This is a genomic window from Flavobacterium cupreum (assembly GCF_003996965.1).
Classification (GTDB): domain Bacteria; phylum Bacteroidota; class Bacteroidia; order Flavobacteriales; family Flavobacteriaceae; genus Flavobacterium; species Flavobacterium cupreum.
The window spans coordinates 1-294 of the sequence record NZ_QWDM01000225.1 but is presented as its reverse complement, the minus strand read 5'-3'; the positions used below and the strand labels follow the sequence as shown (position 1 = coordinate 294).

At 66.3% G+C, this 294-nt stretch carries 1 protein-coding gene; it reads left to right on the top strand.

All coding sequences use genetic code 11. The features are described from left to right. Positions 1–294: hypothetical protein (locus D0817_RS27255; protein ID WP_202866551.1), on the top strand; the 294-nt coding region annotated here is incomplete at both ends.

Here is a 294-nt window from a genome sequence, read left to right as displayed (position 1 = left end):
CGGCGTGCTGCCCGGCTTCAAACAGGAGCACCGCACCGAGTGGTCGAAGTTCGACAACTACACGCAGGAGCTGCAGCTCAAGTCGACCGACGAGGCGGCCGCGCTGCAATGGATCGCGGGCGCCTTCATGATCCACGAGGACAACAGCATCCGCTTCGACATCGACATCTCGTCGTCGGCGCTGCCGGCGGGCCTTGGCCCGATCGTGGTCCATCCGCCCCAGCCCAACGCCACCGCGTGGGCCCTGTCCTTCATCCCGCCCAACCGCACGCTCGATTCGAATGCGGTGTTCGG